General features: G+C 73.0%; 16 protein-coding genes. 9 read left to right on the plus strand and 7 right to left on the minus strand.

Features of this window, described 5'->3' with window-relative positions; translation table 11 throughout:
• Positions 1 to 24: 24 nt before the first annotated feature.
• The 3 genes from ACQ452_RS27955 to ACQ452_RS27965 form a co-directional block, all read right to left on the minus strand.
• Positions 25 to 897 carry a hypothetical protein gene (locus ACQ452_RS27955; protein WP_433388740.1) on the minus strand — a complete coding sequence of 291 codons (873 nt, stop codon included), beginning with the start codon at positions 895 to 897 and terminating at the stop codon, positions 25 to 27.
• Positions 894 to 1,355: a sigma-70 family RNA polymerase sigma factor gene (locus tag ACQ452_RS27960; RefSeq protein WP_433388742.1), complete on the minus strand. Its 462-nt coding sequence runs from the start codon at positions 1,353 to 1,355 to the stop codon at positions 894 to 896. The genes ACQ452_RS27955 and ACQ452_RS27960 overlap by 4 nt, the downstream gene beginning before the upstream one ends.
• A 137-nt stretch (positions 1,356 to 1,492) precedes the next feature.
• On the minus strand, positions 1,493 to 1,801 hold the full coding sequence (locus ACQ452_RS27965; protein ID WP_433388743.1) for a hypothetical protein: 309 nt from the start codon (positions 1,799 to 1,801) through the stop codon (positions 1,493 to 1,495).
• Positions 1,802 to 2,298: 497 nt separating this feature from the next.
• Between ACQ452_RS27965 and ACQ452_RS27970 the strand changes: the two genes are divergently transcribed.
• The 3 genes from ACQ452_RS27970 to ACQ452_RS27980 all read left to right on the plus strand — a co-directional run bounded on the left by ACQ452_RS27970 (position 2,299) and on the right by ACQ452_RS27980 (position 5,260).
• The gene (locus tag ACQ452_RS27970) at positions 2,299 to 2,958 is read left to right on the plus strand and encodes a DUF5701 family protein (protein WP_433388745.1); all 660 of its coding nucleotides are present in this window, start codon (positions 2,299 to 2,301) and stop codon (positions 2,956 to 2,958) included.
• Between the two features lie 309 nt (positions 2,959 to 3,267).
• On the plus strand, positions 3,268 to 3,618 hold the full coding sequence (locus tag ACQ452_RS27975; RefSeq protein ID WP_433394462.1) for a hypothetical protein: 351 nt from the start codon (positions 3,268 to 3,270) through the stop codon (positions 3,616 to 3,618).
• A 1-nt stretch (position 3,619) separates the two neighbouring features.
• On the plus strand, positions 3,620 to 5,260 hold the full coding sequence (locus ACQ452_RS27980) for a cation acetate symporter (RefSeq protein WP_433388747.1): 1,641 nt from the start codon (positions 3,620 to 3,622) through the stop codon (positions 5,258 to 5,260).
• Between the two features lie 39 nt (positions 5,261 to 5,299).
• Here ACQ452_RS27980 and ACQ452_RS27985 read toward each other — a convergent pair whose 3' ends face one another.
• Positions 5,300 to 6,151 carry a hypothetical protein gene (locus tag ACQ452_RS27985; protein WP_433388749.1) on the minus strand — a complete coding sequence of 284 codons (852 nt, stop codon included), beginning with the start codon at positions 6,149 to 6,151 and terminating at the stop codon, positions 5,300 to 5,302.
• A complete protein-coding gene (locus ACQ452_RS27990) occupies positions 6,144 to 6,644 on the minus strand; it encodes a SigE family RNA polymerase sigma factor (RefSeq protein ID WP_433388751.1) in 501 nt (166 codons plus the stop codon). Before ACQ452_RS27990 ends, ACQ452_RS27985 begins: the two co-directional genes overlap by 8 nt.
• Positions 6,645 to 6,825: 181 nt before the next feature.
• Here ACQ452_RS27990 and ACQ452_RS27995 point away from each other — a divergent pair, with 181 nt between their 5' ends.
• The 3 genes from ACQ452_RS27995 (at position 6,826) to ACQ452_RS28005 (ending at position 9,842) form a co-directional block, all read left to right on the plus strand.
• A complete protein-coding gene (locus ACQ452_RS27995) occupies positions 6,826 to 7,590 on the plus strand; it encodes an ABC transporter ATP-binding protein (protein WP_433388753.1) in 765 nt (254 codons plus the stop codon).
• The gene (locus ACQ452_RS28000; RefSeq protein WP_433388755.1) at positions 7,575 to 9,266 is read left to right on the plus strand and encodes an ABC transporter permease; all 1,692 of its coding nucleotides are present in this window, start codon (positions 7,575 to 7,577) and stop codon (positions 9,264 to 9,266) included. The genes ACQ452_RS27995 and ACQ452_RS28000 overlap by 16 nt, the downstream gene beginning before the upstream one ends.
• A gap of 81 nt (positions 9,267 to 9,347) precedes the next feature.
• Positions 9,348 to 9,842: an SRPBCC family protein gene (locus ACQ452_RS28005; protein WP_433388757.1), complete on the plus strand. Its 495-nt coding sequence runs from the start codon at positions 9,348 to 9,350 to the stop codon at positions 9,840 to 9,842.
• A gap of 144 nt (positions 9,843 to 9,986) precedes the next feature.
• On the opposite strand, the gene ACQ452_RS28010 is transcribed toward ACQ452_RS28005, so the two are convergent.
• Positions 9,987 to 10,184, minus strand: a complete 198-nt coding sequence (locus ACQ452_RS28010) for a DUF397 domain-containing protein (RefSeq protein WP_433388758.1) — start codon at positions 10,182 to 10,184, stop codon at positions 9,987 to 9,989.
• Positions 10,181 to 10,966, minus strand: a complete 786-nt coding sequence (locus ACQ452_RS28015) for a helix-turn-helix domain-containing protein (protein WP_433388760.1) — start codon at positions 10,964 to 10,966, stop codon at positions 10,181 to 10,183. The genes ACQ452_RS28010 and ACQ452_RS28015 overlap by 4 nt, the downstream gene beginning before the upstream one ends.
• A 683-nt stretch (positions 10,967 to 11,649) precedes the next feature.
• Between ACQ452_RS28015 and ACQ452_RS28020 the strand changes: the two genes are divergently transcribed.
• The 3 genes from ACQ452_RS28020 (at position 11,650) to ACQ452_RS28030 (ending at position 14,673) form a co-directional block, all read left to right on the plus strand.
• Positions 11,650 to 12,402, plus strand: coding sequence for a flavin reductase family protein (locus ACQ452_RS28020; protein WP_433394464.1), 753 nt, complete (start codon positions 11,650 to 11,652; stop codon positions 12,400 to 12,402).
• A gap of 248 nt (positions 12,403 to 12,650) precedes the next feature.
• Positions 12,651 to 13,022 (plus strand): DUF485 domain-containing protein, encoded by a 372-nt coding sequence (locus ACQ452_RS28025; RefSeq protein ID WP_433388762.1) that lies wholly within the window; start codon positions 12,651 to 12,653, stop codon positions 13,020 to 13,022.
• Positions 13,000 to 14,673 carry a solute symporter family protein gene (locus ACQ452_RS28030; protein WP_433388764.1) on the plus strand — a complete coding sequence of 558 codons (1,674 nt, stop codon included), beginning with the start codon at positions 13,000 to 13,002 and terminating at the stop codon, positions 14,671 to 14,673. Before ACQ452_RS28025 ends, ACQ452_RS28030 begins: the two co-directional genes overlap by 23 nt.
• Positions 14,674 to 14,754: the final 81 nt, after the last annotated feature.

The raw sequence follows: 14,754 nt of genomic DNA on the forward strand, positions 1-14,754 counted from the left end.
CACGGGCGCGCCGGCGCGGAGTGGTCAGGCTCTGATCTGCTCGGTGATCCGCACGGCGATCGCCGTCAGCTGCGCGGCGGAGAGCGGCGCCTCCGGCTGGGCCGCCTCGGCCCTTCTGTCGACGCCGGTCATGTTGCTGGCGGTCAGCCCGAACACCCGGTTTCCGGGCAGCCGGATCGAGATGCGGTGCTGCACGCTGCCGGACTCCCGTTGGATCAGGGTCTCGACGGCCATCCGGAGCCCGCCCGGCGTCGCCGATTCCTCGCACACCTGCCGGGCCGCTCTCTCCCCGCGCCCCGGGGGCGCCTCGCAGGACCAGGGTTGCCCCAGGGGTGGCCGTGGGCTGACCGGGTGCGCCGGATTGTCAGGGTTGGCCGGGCTGGCCGGGCTGGCCGGGCCAGCCACGAACGGGTGGACGGAGAGGCTGAGGATGCCCCGCCGGCCCTGGTGGAAGACGCCGGACATGCCGGAGACGGCATTCCTGCCGTCGTAGGTGAGGGTCGGCAGGTCCCCGTCCGGCTCGCGTGCGTCGGCCCCGGAAGCCCGGAACCACCGGGCCTGCGGCACCACGTCGCGCAGTGCGTTCCCGAACGCCTCGTTCAGGTGCCCCGTGCTCACGGCGGCGGCCCTACGGGTGTCGAAGGCCAGCCGGAAGCGGGTGTCCACCGGTGCGGCGGAGGCCGCCAGCGGGGGTGGCGGGCCCGCCGCGTGATCCGGCTGCGGACCGCGCGCGGCCCATCCGACGCTGCCCGCCACGGCCAGGGTCAGCACGGCGGCCAGGGAGCCGGCCAGGCGCCGGCCGGCCCGGGCCCGCCGTTCCCGGCGGATGATGCCCGCCACGTCCACCCGGGCCGGCGGCGGCGTGCCGATCAACTCGTCGAAGAGCTGGTGGCTCATCGATTGCCTCCGATCTGGCACTGGCCTTTGACGGCGGTGCGCAGGGTCGCCAGCCCGCGCGCGGACTGGCTCTTGACGGTGCCTGTGGAGATGCCCAGCAGTTGGGCGGTCTCCTCGACCGAGTAGTCGAGGTAGAAGCGCAGGACCACCACCGCCCGCTGCTTCGGGGCCAGCGAGCGCAGCAGCGCGGCGAGCCCGTCCCGGTCGGTCACCGTCTCCGGCACCGCCGCGGCGAGGTCCGGCACCGCCGCCCGGGACTGCTCCCGGCTATACCAGGGGCGGCGCCGCTCGTCCAGCCAACATCGGGTGAGTACGCGTTGGGCGTACGCGTCGCGGTTCTCCGCCCAGGCGACCTGACGCCAGTGCCGGTAGAGCTTCGCAATCGCGGCCGACACCACGTCGTCGGCGGTGTGCCAGTTCTGGCAGAGCAGGTACGCGCTGCGCCGCCAGCGATCCATCCGCGCGGATACGAAGGCATGAAAGTCGTCCTCCTCGGCCCGGCTCACCACGCTGGTTCCTCCCCGCTGACCGTCACGGCCGTACGACGGTACGACCGGGCCGCGAGGTTGCACCGTACCGACGCGGATCGCGACGGTCAGGATCCGATCTGGACGGCGACACCCAGCGCGACCGCCCGGGCCTGCTCCATCAGCAGCGGAGCGTCCGAGGCGGGCGCCGCCTCGGCCTTCCCGGCCGCGTTCGAGACGTCCAGTTGGAGCCGGCCCCCTGCCAGCAACTCGACGTCGACGCGGTGCCGCACGGAGCCGCCCGTACCCACGCTCTGCACCTTCGTCCGCGTGCCGTCCGGTGCCGGGGTCTCGTCGCAGAGCTGGCCCCGGCGCCGGTCGGCGGAGCGGCAGGACCAGTCGAAGTGCCGCGCCTGCGGCCCGAAGGTGATCGTCACGCGCAGGCCGCCGCGGCGACCCTCGTGCACCAGCGGCGCGCCGACACGGACCGCCCGGCCCGGCCGCCCCGCGTCCAGGGGGCGGCGCTCCTGCCAGAGCGCTGCCGGGGCCTGTGTGCGGAGCGCCTGGCGTATGGCCGCGGCCAGCCGCGACGCCGTCAGCTCTGCCGGTGCGGTGCGCGAGGAACCCGACCGGGTGCTCCGCGCGGGCGGCGGGAGGAGAAGCGGCTGGGCGGTTACCGAGGTGGCCACCGGCGACGGTCCGCTCCGGACGACAGGGGGTCGCGGACCGCTCGCCGCGACCTCGGCGGCCACCGACAGACCGACGAGCACCGCCAGGGGGACACCGGACCGTTTCCTCAAGGCCTTCACACCCTGACGACGCAACGCTCCACGCATCGGGTTGCATCGACCTCCGGCCGGAATTCTGCCGGCGAACGGAATACGGCCGGCCTGTCGTACGCTGTACGGTACGCCGTACGACAAAGGAGGCCACCATGTTCGACGCCGCGACCGAATTCGACCGCCAGCTCGACCGGCTGGTGCGGCTGGGATACCCGGCCCTCGCCGGGCTGACCGAGGCCGCCTTCCGCGACCTGGTCGGGCCGCTGCGCGCGGCGGCCGTCACCGGATCGGCGGGCCTGCCCGCCCCGACCGAGGCACGGGTGCCGTTCCTGCTGGTGATCACCCGTGACCTGGTGCCGGTGGAGCAGCGCGTCGCGCTGACCACGCTCGCCGGCAAGCGCAAGCCGGGCGTCGTCGACCGGCACTACCCCGAGGGCCACCTGGCGACGTTCCACCCGATCAAGGAGCTGGAGGTGCCGGCCGGGCCGGCGTACCTGCTCTTCGACGTCGACCGGGGCGAGGAGACGCTGAACCTGGCCCCCGCCGCCGCCATGGAGGTGATCGCCGGCCAGGGCCGGCTGCCGCTCAGCATCGACGAGGGGCTCGCCTTCGTCACCCTCCACCCGGAGGCGCTGGCCACGAACAAGTGCTTCTCCCTGGTCGGCTCCCGGTGCGGCGACAAGCGGGTGCCGGCGCTCTGGATCAGCCAGGGCGCGCCGAAGCTCGGCTGGTGCTGGTACGGCAACCCGCACACCTGGCTCGGCTCCGCCTCCGCCCGCCCGGAGCGCGTCGGCCTGGAGTCAGCGGCATGACGTGAGCGGCCAGGCGCGCTCATCCACCGAGTTATCCACAGGCTCGGCGCGTTATCCACAGGTTGTGCACAACCCCGCTGTGGAGAGCCCCGCCGGCCACCGACCACGCGGTCGCAGCCGGGCGGACGCCCTTGACAATCACGTCGATCGGGCCAGACTGCCGGGGTGAGCGCTGCCGACGATCCCGAACCGGGGCACCGGACGGGCCGGCCCGGGGCGCCGGAGCGGACGAGCCGGCGCGCTGAACCGGAGCGGACGACCCGCCCCGGGGCACCGGGTGCGGCGCCGGCGCCCCAGCCCCGGGCCCGGATCGTGCTGGCCGAGGTGTCCCGCCGGCAGGACCGGGCCGAACGCACCCGCGCCGAGCTGGCCGAGCAGACCCGGGTCGGCGAGGCGCTCGTCCGGGGGCTGGTCCGCGCCCAGCTCGCGCTGGCCCTGCGGCTGTCCCTGGTGGTGGCGATCGGGCTCGGCGGGCTGCCGTGGCTCTTCGCCGTCGCGCCCGCCGTCGGTCGGGTCACCGTGCTCGGCGTCAACCTGCCCTGGCTGCTGCTCGGGGTGGCGTCGTTCCCGTTCCTGATCGCGGTCGGCTGGGCGTACGTGCGGCTGGCCGAACGCAACGAGCAGGACTTCACCGACCTGGTCCAGCGGCCGGAGCGCTGAGGTGGGCAACGGCTTCGTCGTACCGGCGATCGTGGCGGTCACCCTGGTCACCGTCGGCATCGGCTTCTACGGGCTGCGGTTGGCGCGGACCACCTCCGACTTCCTGGTCGCCTCGCGGGCCATCAGCCCGACCTGGAACGCCGCCGCGATCGGCGGGGAGTACCTGTCGGCGGCGAGCTTCCTCGGGGTCGCCGGGCTGATCCTCAAGTACGGCGTCGACGTGCTCTGGTATCCCGTCGGCTTCGCCGCCGGCTACCTCGCCCTGCTGCTCTTCGTGGCCGCGCCACTGCGTCGCTCCGGGGCGTTCACCCTGCCGGACTTCTGCGAGCTGCGGCTCGGGTCGCGGCGGCTGCGTACCCTGGCCACCGTCTTCGTGATCTTCATCGGCTGGCTCTACCTGGTGCCGCAGCTCCAGGGGGCGGGGCTGACGCTGGCCACGGTGACCGGCTCGCCGTACCCGCTGGGGGCCGTGCTGGTGGCCGTAGTGGTCACGGCGAACGTGGCGCTCGGCGGCATGCGGGCGATCACCTTCGTGCAGGCCTTCCAGTACTGGCTGAAGCTGACCGCGCTGGCCGTACCGGCGATCTTCCTGGCGTTGCAGTGGCAGGCCGACGCCCGGCCGGCGGTGACCCCGCCCGACGGGCCGGCGTTCCGGACCGCGACCACCGTCGTGGTCGAGCACCGCGCGACCCTCACCCTCCCCGACGGCCAGACCCGGGAGGTACGCCCCGGCGACGAGCTGTCGTTCGCGGCCGGTGACCCGGTGCCGCAGGTGGCCGGGGTGGCCACCGACGCCGCCGACTGGCTGCTGCCGAGCACCGCCGGGGACGACGACCGGGGGCTGTTCGCGACGTACTCGCTGATCCTGGCGACGTTCCTCGGCACCATGGGGTTGCCGCACGTGCTGGTCCGGTTCTACACCAACCCCGACGGTGCCGCCGCCCGCCGCACGACCCTTGTGGTGCTCGCCCTCGTCGGCGCGTTCTACCTGCTGCCCACCGTCTACGGGGTGCTCGGGCGGATCTACACGCCGCAGCTTCTCGTCACCGGGCAGACGGACGCGGTGGTGGTGCTGCTGCCCGGTGCCGCGCTCGGCGACGGCACCACCGGCCGGCTGCTCGCCGCGCTGGTCGCGGCCGGCGCGTTCGCGGCCTTCCTCTCCACCTCGTCGGGGCTGCTCACCAGCGTCGCGGGGGTCATCTCGACGGACGTGCTCGGGCAGGGCTCGGTACGCGGCTTCCGGCTCGCCACGGTGCTCGGCGGCACCGTCCCGGCGATTCTCGCGCTCAACCTGGCCGGGCTGGACGTGTCGCAGGTCGTCGGGCTGGCCTTCGCGGTCGCCGCGTCCAGCTTCTGCCCCCTGCTGGTGCTCGGCATCTGGTGGCGGGGCCTGACCGACCTCGGCGCCGCCGCCGGGATCCTGGTCGGCGGCGGCGCGGCGGTCGGGGCGGTGCTCGTCACGGTGCTCGGCCCGCCGCTGTCCGGCTGGCCGGCCACGCTCACCGCGCAGCCGGCCGCCTGGACGGTGCCGCTCGCCTTCACCGTGATGGTGGCGGTCTCGATGGCGACCCGCCGCCGGGCGCCGGCCGACGTCGGGGCCACCATGCTCCGCCTGCACGCCCCGGAGGCGTTGCGGCTGTAGGCGCTGTCCGCCCCCGCCGACGGCGCGACGCCCGACGGGTCAGCAGGCGTCGGTGCCGACGCAGAGGCGCTCGGCCGCCTGTTGCGCGATCCGCCGCGCCTCGTCCGGGCCCTCCCCGCCCTTCAGCCAGATCTCCGCCACCAGGTTGCCCCGCCGGAGGATGATCGACTGGCTCGGCGTGTCGTCGCCGACCGCGACGGCCAGCAGTGACTCGTCCCCGGCGAACCCGGTGTCGACGAACGAGAACTTGTATTCCCCGCCCGTCGGCTGACAGCCGGTCACGAGCCGGCGCGCCCAGTCCATCACCGCCTTCGCGTCGGCCAGCTCATAGCGCCTGACCCGTTCGACGAGCTGTTCTTCGCGGCCCGCGGAGAAAGTTCGCCCCCGTTCGGCCTTGTCCCGCATCCAAAACCGCGGCGACTGGTTGCGACACAGTGCGGAGGCGGCGGCGGCCAGGGACCAGTCGCCCTCGCCCTCGACCCAGGGCACCGAACGGAACCCGTCGGGCAGATCCGCCACCCTGAGCATGGCGGCCGAGGGAATCTCCACGCTGGTCGGCCCGGGGCTGCTGTTGGTCCGGGACGGCGCGGCCTTGGAGGGTGTCACGCCCGGCGTCGGCGTCGTCGGGGTCGGGGTCGTCGGCGTCGGGGTGGCCGGCAGGGTCGGGGCCGGCGAGTTGGTTGCGGGCGGAAGGGGCGGGGCCGCGTCCCGGTTGTCGGCGAGGACCGCCGCGCCGGCCGCGACCACGGCCACGGCCACGACGGTCGACAGGGCCGCCGCGGCCCGGGTACGCCGGGTGCGTTGCCGGCCACGTCGGCGGACGTGCTCGATCGACGCCCAGGTCAGGTCCTCGGTGTCGCGGTACAGCTCGGCGAAGGGCTGGTCAGGCATTGGTTACCTCCTCCGGGAGGTTGGTGTCGAGCAGGGTGGCGAGGGCCTTGCGGCCCCGGGCGAGGCGGGCCTTCACGGTGCCGGTGGGGGTGGCCGTCTGCGTCGCGACCTCGGCGACCGAAAGGTCGGCCAGGTGGTGCAGGACGATCGCCTCGCGTTGTTCCGCTGGCAGTTGCCGTAGTGCCGCCACCAGGGCGACCGTGTTCTCCGAAGGCGGATCGACCGCGGCTACCGGGCCGTGCCGGCGGTAGGCGGTGATCCCGTTGCGGATCTTGCGCCACCGGTTGACGAGAAGCCGGTAGCCCACAGTGCGGACCCAGGCCTCGGGATCGCCGTATCCGCTGACTGTCCGCCAGCGCTGCCAGGCCCGCGCGTACGCCTCCTGCGCCGCGTCCTGCGCTTCGAACGGGTCACCACCGAGTGCGTAGAGCACGGTGACGACTCGATGCCGGGTGGTGCGGTAGAACTCCTCAAACCCGTCGTCCGCTGCCAAGAGTCTCTCCCCGTTGTGGTCCTGCGTCTATCACCCCGCAGCGGGACGACGGGTTGCAGCGGACGCCCGTGCCGGCGGCTGGCGGCCGACGGCGCGACGCCATCCGGGTACGTCTCGGGGATGACCGGGGATCATCCCCCGGCCGGAGCGGTTGCTGGCCTCGGCCGGATACGGTCGACGCATGACTGCTGAGCACCCGGCTCTCTCCCTGCGTGGCCTGGCGAAACAGTTCGACGGCAAGGTCGCCGTGGCCGGTGTCGATCTTGACGTGCCGGCCGGTTCCTTCTACGGCCTGCTCGGCCCGAACGGCGCGGGGAAGACCACCACCCTGTCGATGGCGGTCGGGCTGCTCCGGCCGGACGCCGGCAGCGCCGGGGTGCTCGGGCACGACGTCTGGGCCGACCCGGTACGCGCGAAGCAGCTCCTCGGCGTGATGCCCGACGGCGTACGGCTCTTCGACCGGCTCAGCGGCGCGGAACTGCTCGCGTACCACGGTCTGCTGCGGGGGATGGACCCGGCGGTGGTCGACCAGCGGGCGGCGGAGCTGCTGGACGTGCTCGCGCTCGGCGACGCGGGCCGGACCCTGGTGGTCGACTACTCGGCGGGCATGAAGAAGAAGATCGGCCTGGCCTGCGCGCTGCTGCACGGGCCCCGGCTGCTGGTGCTGGACGAGCCCTTCGAGGCGGTGGACCCGGTCTCGGCCGCGCTGATCCGGGACATCCTGCACCGGTACGTGATCGGGGGCGGCACCGTCGTCTTCTCCAGTCACGTCATGGAGGTCGTCGAGCGGCTCTGCTCCCACGTGGCGATCCTGGCGGCGGGCACCATCAAGCGGGTCGGCCCCATCGACGAGGTGCGCGGCGGCCGTTCGTTGGAGCAGGTCTTCGTCGAGGTGGTCGGCGGCCGGACGGCGACAGGCGAGGAGCTGGCGTGGCTGTCACGGTGAGCGGGCCGGAAACCCCCGCCCGGCGGGTCTCCGCCCGGCACTTCGTCCGCCTCAAGCTGCGGGTGATGGGCAACAACTTCCGGGGGCAGGGCTGGCGGGTCGCGCTCTTCGTGGGCGGCGTGGTGGCGGGGCTCTGGTTGGCCGGCGTCGGCTTCTTCCTCTTCGCCGCGCCCGGCCTGGTCGACGGGAACCGGTACGCGCTGATGGTCGCCGCCCTCGGCGGTGGCCTGACGGTGCTCGGTTGGCTGCTGCTGCCGCTGGTCTTCTTCGGGGTGGACGAGACACTGGATCCGGCCCGCTTCGCGTTGCTGCCGCTGCCCCGCCGCACGCTCGTCACCGGGCTGTTCGCCGCCGCGCTCGTCAGCGTCCCCACGATCTCTGTGCTGCTGGCCCTGTCCGGGCTGGTGGTCACCGCCGGGGCGTTGGGTGGCTGGTCGGCCGCCGCGGTCGCCGTCGTCGGGGTGGTCGCCGGGCTGCTGCTCTGCGTCGCGGCGGCCCGGGCGGTCACCAGCGCGTTCGCCACCGCGCTGCGCTCCCGCCGGGTCCGGGACCTGGCCGCCGTGCTGCTCGCCGTGCTCGCCGCGCTGATCGGGCCGTTGCAGCTCCTGGGTGTCGCCGCCCTCGGCGACGCCGACTGGGACCGGCTCGACGGGGTGGCCGAGGTGGTGGGCTGGACCCCGTTCGGCGCGCCCTGGACGGCCGGCATCGACGTGGCCGAGGGCCGGCTCTGGGCCGCGCCGGTGAAGCTGCTGATCACGGTGGTGACGATCGTCGCGCTACTGGCCTGGTGGTCCCGTTCCCTCGAATCCGCGATGGTGGGCGCGGCCAGTGCCGGCCCGGCCCGCGCCCCGCGCGGCGTGACCGGCGGCGCGGTCGCCCAACTCTTCCCGAGGGCCGTCGGCTGGGCCCGGCGGGACCGCTTCGGCGCCCTCGTCGCCCGGGAGGCCCGGTACTGGTGGCGGGACGCCCGCCGCCGCGCCAACCTGATCACCGTCGCGGTCGTCGGTCTCTTCGTGCCGGTCATGGTCAACCTGGGCGGCTCGGGCTTCACCGTCGACGGCGCGCAGGGGTTCACGGCGAGCGCCGACTCGTCGCCGGGGCTGGCCAGCCTGTCGATGCTCTTCGTCGGCCTGCTCGCCGCCGTCACCCTGGCCAACCAGTTCGGCTTCGACGGCAGCGCGTACGCGGCGAACGTGGTCGCGGGCGTGCCCGGCCAGCAGGAGCTGCGCGCCCGGATGGCCGCGTTCTCGATCTACCTGCTGCCGTTGCTGGCGGTGATCTCCGTGATCGTCGGGGCGGTCCTCGGCGAACCCGGCTGGATCGGGCTGATGGCGGGCACCCTGTTCGCCACCTACGGCGCGGGGCTGGCGGTGAACTGCTTCGTCTCGGTGCTCGGGGCATACTCGCTGCCGGAGACGAGCAACCCGTTCGCGTTGAACAGCGGCGCCGGGATCGCGAAGAGCTTCCTGACCCTGCTGGCGATGCTCGCCACCGTGGTGGCGGCGGTGCCGATGGTGCTGGCTGCCGCCCTGCTCGGCGACGCGTGGCTCTGGCTAGCCCTGCCGGTCGGGACGGCGTACGGCCTGGGGGCGGCGCTGCTCGGCGCGTACCTGGCCGGCGACGTGCTGGACCGCCGGATGCCGGAGCTGCTCGCGACGGTGACCCCGCGCCGCTGAGGGCGGTGTCCCGCCCGCAACCTCCGGGGTTGCCTGGTTCCGCCGCGACAGGCCCTTGCCGGGCGGCGGCACAATGGCCGGATGCCTGTCGTCGAAGCGATTGCGACCGTGCCGGTCCCGCCCGAGCTGGCCTTCGCGGTCTCCCAGACCACCGCGCCAGTGCGCTACCGGTGGGACCCGTTCGTCCGGGAACAGCACTTCACCGACGGGGCGACCCGGCCCGGCAAGGGGGTACGCACCTTCACCCGCTCCCGCCACGGCCTGGTGATGGTCAGTGAGTACGTCTCCTGGGCGCCGCCGACCCACGTCGGCATGAAGATGGTGCGCGGGCCCTGGTTCTTCGAGATGTTCGCCGGCGGCTGGCGGTTCGCGCCCGCCCCGGAGCCCGGCCACGCGGTCGCCACCTGGCGGTACAGCTTCCGCTGCCGCCCGGCGTTCCTCCGCCCGCTCGCGGATCGGGTCGGCGTCTGGCTGCTCGGCCGCGACATCCGCCGCCGCATCGCCGGGTACGCCGCCGGCTGCGCCGACCCGGAGGTGCTGGCCGCCGCCCGCCGGTCGCTGGCCGCCGACGACTGACCACCCCGGGGTACGCCCACCCTCGCGGGTCGGGCTCGACCGGGACGGCATTGCCCCCCCGGAAGGGCGAGGCTGAGTCGCTTACGACATCAGCTCCACAGGCGTTCGCCGCACCAGGCGCCCTCCCGGCCTACGGCGCTGCGGTCAGCCGCTGCGGGTGGACCGGAGCACCCCGACGAACGACCGCCAGGCGTCGGGGCCGAACGTGAGGGCCGGGCCGGAGCGGTCCTTGCTGTCGCGCACCAGCACGGACCCCGGCAGATTGTCGGCCACCTCCACGCAGTTGCCGCCGGAGTCGGTCGAACGGGTCGACGTGCGCCAACGGGGCTGGGCAGCGGTCATGGCGTCACCTTCAGCTTTCGGATCAGATCCAGCGAGGCGGTCGTGGACAGCGCCTCGCCGAGCACGCTATCCCACTTCCGATCGATCAAGCCCACCATCTCGGGGTCGTTCATCACGTGGCCTCGGGCGGCGTTCTCCAGGTAGACCGCCCGCTCGCCGTCCGCCAACTCGACCAGCACGAAGCCGCCACCGAGGCCGACGTGCTGCCCGACGCCGAGCGGAACGACGTGCAGCCGGACATGCGGAAACTCGGCCGCCTCCAGCAGCCGCCCGAGCTGCGCGTCGAGCACCGCCGGACCGCCGACCGGGCGACGCACCGCCGTCTCGTCGAGCAGGAAGACCGTCTGCGGTGGAACTGCCCGGTGCAGCAGCTCCTGACGCTCCAGCCGCATCGAGACCAACTCGTCCACCATCGCCGGCGGATGCAACCCACCGGCGGAGATGACCGCCCGCGCGTACTGCTCGGTCTGGAGCAGACCCGGCACCAGGCAGGGCTCGAAGGCGCGCAACCGGGTCGCCTCCTGCTCGTAACCCCGCCAGGGCACGAACCAGGAGGGACCCCGTTCCCGATCGGCCTCCTTGAGCAGCTCGGCGAGGAGCCCACCGGTGTTCAGGGCCTCGTCGGCGGCCACGGCGAACTCCATCGTCGGGCGGCGACGACCGGTCTCGATGGCGGCGATCAGCGACGGGCTCCACTTGACCAGCGCGGCAAGACCCTCCTGGGAGACGTCCGCCCCGGCGCGGGCGGCCTTCAGCGCCCGGATCCACATGTCGAAGTTCATCGCCCACCTATCCGGTAAGTATGCGAACACGATACGTAGTAACCGCTGGCATCCTCCCGCCTCCCAGCCGGCGAGTCCAGGGTGGAGGTGCGCGGCCCGGCCGGTGGAGGCGACGACCCGGCGGCCGGTCCTGCGTCGGGCCGCCCCGGTCGGTTCCCCCACCCCGGTCACTCCCCCCGGCCGGGTCAACCCCCGACCGGGGCGGCCCCCAACGCCAAGGAGGCCACCATGCCCAACCCCCCGCACCCCGACCCGAGCCCCGGCCCAGGTCCCGGCCCAGGTCCCGGCCCTGATCGCGGGCCTGATCGCGGGCCTGATCGCGGGCCTGATCGCGGGCCTGATCGCGGGCCTGATCGCGGGCCTGATCGCGGGCCTGATCGCGGGCCTGATCGCGGGCCTGATCGCGGGCCTGATCGCGGGCCTGATCGCGGGCCGGCCTGCTGGATAGATCTTGGAAAGAAATGGCCCCTGGAGGGGCCGAAATCTTCCAAGATCTCGCGCGACGGGACCGCAGGGCGTGCGGGGGCGAGACGGTGAGCAGGTTCGTTCCGCACGTGCCGATGAGACCGCTCTGGCGGTGCCGGGCCTGCGGCGCGCACTGGCCGTGCCAGCCGGCCCGGCTCGCGTTGCTCGCGGAGTACCGGGCGGACCGCTCGTCCCTACTGGTCCACCTCGGCACGTTGATGACCGAGGCGGCCGGCCAGCTCGCCCAGCTCAACGGGCACGCCACGCCGACCGGCCTGCATGACCGCTTCCTCGGCTGGGCCCGCGCCCGAGTTCCCGACGCCGGACCGCACGCGGCCGAACCGCACAGGGCGGAACCACACGGGGGCGAGCCGCACGGGTCCGAGTGGGTGGACCGCCGCGCTGCGGTACCCGCCCGGCGGGGCGGGATGGGCGGCACAATGTTTCACGTGAATCAAGAGCCGGGTGCAGAGATCCACCACATCGACCCGTTCGCCGTGCCCGCCGACCAGCGTTCCCCCGTACGCCGGTTGCGGGGTCGGCTGGCGTCGCCGGTGACGCTCTGGACGGCGCCCGAACCGGCGGGTCTCACGGTGTCGTCCACGCTGGTCGCGGAGGGCGAGCCGGACCGGCTGCTCGGCCTGGTCGACCCGGAGTCCGACCTGTGGGCGGCCGTCGAGTCCGCCGGACGGTTCGCCGTGACGCCGCTGAACCCCGCGCACCGGCAACTCGCCGACCGCTTCGCGGGCCTCTTCCCGTCCCCCGGTGGCCTGTTCGCGGGGGGAACGTGGACCGACACCCCCTACGGTCCGGTGCCCGCCGACGCCGGCGGCTGGGCGGGGTGCCGGCTCGACACCGCCCGCGAGTACGGGTGGGGTCTGCTGGTGGAGGCCACCATCGAGGCCGTCGAGCTGGCTGGCGAGACGGACCCGCTGCTGCACTACCGGGGCCGGTACCGCGAGCTGACCTGAGGATCGGCGACCGCCGCGCCGAAGCGGCGACCGAGCGGTGACCGCACGCGTCCGCCGTGCGGCGGGGCGGAGCGGTGGCGAACCCGAGCCGCGCGACCGTTCAGCGGAGTGAGCTGGGTCACTCGGCGCAGCCATCATGCCGTTCGGCGCAGCCGGCGACCGGCGTCGATCCTGCTCTTCCCCGGCGGGGAGCGCGCTTCCTACCGTGCGCAAAACTCCCTACGCCTGTGAAGGTGGTGATCCACATAATGTCCACGGACACACCTCCGTCCGCCCCCTCCGCCTCGACGGCGGAGCGGTACCTCGCCGTACAACGGTCGGACGAGTTCGCCGGGTTGCGGCGTACGCTGCGCGGCTTCGTCTTCCCCATGACCGTCGCGTTCTTCCTGTGGTACGCGCTCTACGTGATCCTGTGCGCGTACGCGCGGGACTTCATGGGCACGAAGCTCTTCGACAGCAACATCAACGTCGCGCTCGTCTTCGGCCTGCTCCAGTTCGTCTCCACCTTCCTGATCGCCTGGCTCTACGCCCGGTTCGCCGACCGCAAGATCGACCCGGTCGCCGACCGGATCCGCGCCGAGATGGGGGAGGTGAGCCATGAACACGGTCCTCGCGGCTGAGGCGGGCAGCACCACCGCCCGCAACCTGACCATCACGCTCTTCCTGGTCTTCGTGGCGGTGACCCTGGCCATCACCATCTGGGCCAGCCGGCAGACCAAGACCGCCACCGACTTCTACGCCGGCGGCCGGTCCTTCTCCGGCTTCCAGAACGGCATGGCCATCGGCGGCGACTACATGTCGGCCGCCTCGTTCCTCGGCATCGCCGGCATGATCGCCCTCTACGGCTACGACGGCTTCCTGTATTCGATCGGCTTCCTGGTCGCCTGGCTGGTGGCACTGCTGCTGGTCGCGGAACTGCTGCGCAACTCCGGCCGGTACACGATGGCCGACGTGCTGGCCTTCCGGATGCGCCAGCGTCCGGTGCGGACCGCCGCCGCCGTCTCCACCATCACGGTGTCGATCTTCTACCTGTTGGCGCAGATGGTCGGCGCGGGCGCACTGGTCGCCCTGCTGCTCGGTATCAAGCCGGGCACCACGTTCCTCGGTATGGACGCGGACACCGCCAAGATCGCCACCATCATCATGGTCGGCGCCCTGATGATCGTCTACGTCACGGTGGGCGGCATGAAGGGCACCACCTACGTGCAGATCGTCAAGGCGTTCCTGCTCATGGGCGGCGCGACGATCATGACGGTGCTCGTGCTGGCGAAGTACAACTTCAACCTGTCGGAGCTGCTCGGTGCCGCCGCGGCCTCCTCCGGCAAGGGCGACGGGCTCCTCGGACCAGGGTTGCGCTACGGGGTCGAGGTCGCCGGCGACGCGACGCAGACCTTCTACAACAAGATGGACCTGCTCTCGCTCGGTATCGCGCTGGTGCTCGGCACCGCCGGCCTGCCGCACATCCTGATCCGCTTCTACACCGTCCCGACGGCGAAGACGGCCCGCAAGAGCGTGCTCTGGGCGATCGGCATCATCGGCACCTTCTATCTGCTCACGCTGGCCCTCGGCTTCGGTGCCGCGGCGCTGGTCGGCAGCGAGGCGATCATCGCGCAGGACAAGGCCGGCAACACGGCCGCGCCACAGCTCGCCGAGGCGCTCGGCATCGACTTCCTCGGTGGTGAGCTCGGCGGTGCCGCCCTGCTCGCGATCATCGCGGCGGTCGCCTTCGCCACGATCCTGGCCGTGGTGGCCGGCCTGACCCTCGCCTCCTCGTCCAGCCTGGCGCACGACTTCTACGCCAACGTGATCAAGAAGGGCCAGGCGTCCGAGCGGCAGGAGGTCAGGGTCGCCCGGATCTCCGCCCTGGTGATCGGAGCGGTCTCGATCCTGCTGTCGATCTACGCGCAGAACCTGAACGTGGCCTTCCTGGTGGCGCTGGCCTTCGCGGTCGCCGCCTCGGGCAACCTGCCGGCGATCCTCTACAGCCTGTTCTGGCGGCGGTTCAACACCTCGGGAGCGGTGTGGGCCATCTACGGCGGCCTGCTCGCCGCCGTACTGCTGGTCTTCTTCTCGCCGGTGGTCTCCGGGGCACCCACGGCGATGTTCCCCGGGCAGGACTGGCAGTGGTTCCCGCTGTCCAACCCGGGGCTGCTGTCCATCCCGTTCGGTTTCCTGTGCGGCTGGATCGGCACCGTGATCTCCAAGGAGCACGACGAGGAGAAGTACGCGGAACTGGAGGTGCGCGCCGTCACCGGTGCCGGCGCACACTGACGACCCGACAGGTGACGGAAGGGGCCCTCGTCGACGGGGGCCCCTTCCGTGCCGGAGGCGACCCGGGGCAGTGGGTAGGCT

It is taken from the genome of Micromonospora sp. KLBMP9576 (assembly GCF_050941805.1).
Lineage (GTDB): Bacteria > Actinomycetota > Actinomycetes > Mycobacteriales > Micromonosporaceae > Micromonospora.

Bases quoted from the DNA above. Each gene is read 5' to 3' on its own strand.
- ACQ452_RS28020 (WP_433394464.1), top strand. From the start codon at position 11,650: ATGACCGAGGCGGCCGGCCAGCTCGCCCAGCTCAACGGGCACGCCACG.
- ACQ452_RS28025 (WP_433388762.1), top strand. From the start codon at position 12,651: ATGTCCACGGACACACCTCCGTCCGCCCCCTCCGCCTCGACGGCGGAG.
- ACQ452_RS28010 (WP_433388758.1), bottom strand. From the start codon at position 10,184: ATGACCGCTGCCCAGCCCCGTTGGCGCACGTCGACCCGTTCGACCGAC.
- ACQ452_RS27985 (WP_433388749.1), bottom strand. From the start codon at position 6,151: ATGCCTGACCAGCCCTTCGCCGAGCTGTACCGCGACACCGAGGACCTG.
- ACQ452_RS28015 (WP_433388760.1), bottom strand. From the start codon at position 10,966: ATGAACTTCGACATGTGGATCCGGGCGCTGAAGGCCGCCCGCGCCGGG.
- ACQ452_RS27995 (WP_433388753.1), top strand. From the start codon at position 6,826: ATGACTGCTGAGCACCCGGCTCTCTCCCTGCGTGGCCTGGCGAAACAG.
- ACQ452_RS27960 (WP_433388742.1), bottom strand. From the start codon at position 1,355: ATGGATCGCTGGCGGCGCAGCGCGTACCTGCTCTGCCAGAACTGGCAC.
- ACQ452_RS27970 (WP_433388745.1), top strand. From the start codon at position 2,299: ATGTTCGACGCCGCGACCGAATTCGACCGCCAGCTCGACCGGCTGGTG.
- ACQ452_RS28030 (WP_433388764.1), top strand. From the start codon at position 13,000: ATGAACACGGTCCTCGCGGCTGAGGCGGGCAGCACCACCGCCCGCAAC.
- ACQ452_RS27955 (WP_433388740.1), bottom strand. From the start codon at position 897: ATGAGCCACCAGCTCTTCGACGAGTTGATCGGCACGCCGCCGCCGGCC.
- ACQ452_RS28005 (WP_433388757.1), top strand. From the start codon at position 9,348: ATGCCTGTCGTCGAAGCGATTGCGACCGTGCCGGTCCCGCCCGAGCTG.